Annotated in this window: 1 protein-coding gene and 1 pseudogene; both read right to left on the reverse strand. The window is 44.6% G+C overall.

The genetic code is table 11. The features are described 5' to 3' along the window. Window positions 1-560: pseudogene (locus HMPREF0673_RS05885) on the reverse strand (hypothetical protein); the annotation flags it as partial. Further along, on the reverse strand, window positions 557-1508 hold a 952-nt coding region (locus HMPREF0673_RS05890; protein ID WP_007899395.1), incomplete at its 5' end, for a phage baseplate assembly protein V. The gene HMPREF0673_RS05890 and the pseudogene HMPREF0673_RS05885, both read right to left, overlap by 4 nt.

Consider the following 1508-nt stretch of genomic DNA (forward strand, 5'->3'; position numbering starts at 1 on the left):
ATATCATAGACTTCTCTCTTTTTATAGTCAATTAGAATAAGCGCAACCCCTGCGGGCAGTCGCTCGGCAATGTCCTTTATTACTTCATTCAGAGCTTCCACATCGCCAATGCGGGATATGAAGAGGGTTATGCCGAGTAGATTGTCGTTTCCGACAAATGTCTTGAAACTTGTAACAAGACGAATATACAAGTCTCGTAGTTTATCTGCACTTAAAGAACTGACAGATGTCAACTCTGACTTAAATGAAGAAAAATCCGCCCAATCCCAATCGGGATTTTTCTCTACATCCATGGAAAACGAATCTATCCATGCTTTTATCAAGAACTTATAAAAGTCTGTTTTATCATCATAGTCAGCCTTGAAACCGACAATTATATCCGACGTGCAGCCATGTTCGGAGGCTTCAAGCCGTATGAATCCTTCTACAATTTGATAATCAGTCGGTTCGCAAACGAGACAATAAATCTTTGCATCGGGAAATTTCTCCCGATTTTCAATCCATAAGTCCTGTACGTTGCTAATTCTTATGGCTATCGGATTATGTTCGTTGTTTATCATGGATTAAAATTAAGTAAACCGCCTTTTATATTTGTCATCGCAGAACCATCCACATCAACGGTTGCTCCCGTTGCTTTCAGTGTTGCAGATGCTTTTATATCTATCGTAGCTGCCTCTTCCTTAATGGACGTATCACTTTTTATTTTTGCCTCGGACTTACCTTCAAAAGTGGATGTCTTACCAAGTACCTCAACCTCTGAATCGGCTTCAATTCTTATCTTTTCATCAGCAAGTATCTCCAATTCTTTGGAATGGATGGTTATTTTGTCCTTTGCATCAATGGTGATGGTATTGTCACCGTTCAAGATGATTGTGCTTCCGGTCGGATCTGCAATGGTAACACTTCCTTTTTCATCATCAAGCGTTATGGTACAACCGCTGCGGGTGGTCAGGCTTTTTGTTTTGTTTGAACTGCCGCCACCGGTGCCTGACTTTCCATGGAATAAGCTGCCAAGTACAAACGGACGGTTCGGGTCATCATATCTGAATGCCACCATGACTTGGTCTCCCTTTTCGGGTATGAATACAAATCCTCTGTTTGTGGCCACTTTGTCGCTTGTACCTGCGTCAGGAGTGAGCACCCGTATCCACGAGGTTTGCATCGGGCCGGTCTGCCAGTTCATCTTGACTTGGACGCGGCCTAACTTTTTCGGGTCCTCGTTGCTGACAACCACGGCCTGCTGTGTATGAGCAACAGGCAGAGGTACATCCGGGCATGGAAGGGTGGGAATAGAGGACGGAAGTGCGGTGAAATAGTTCTGGTAACTGTCACCCATACCGGCTACGTGGGTTATTTCCGTAATGATATAGGTGCCGATGCTATTTTTTACGTGGATACCTATTCCTGTATGGATAGCGGTATGAACATCTATGATACTGCCCACCGTGAGGATGCGGCAATCGCTTTCCCCGGTGATGAAACTGGATGCGGCGCTGTCGCTTTGCTGC

The organism is Leyella stercorea DSM 18206, assembly GCF_000235885.1.
Lineage (GTDB): Bacteria > Bacteroidota > Bacteroidia > Bacteroidales > Bacteroidaceae > Prevotella > Prevotella stercorea.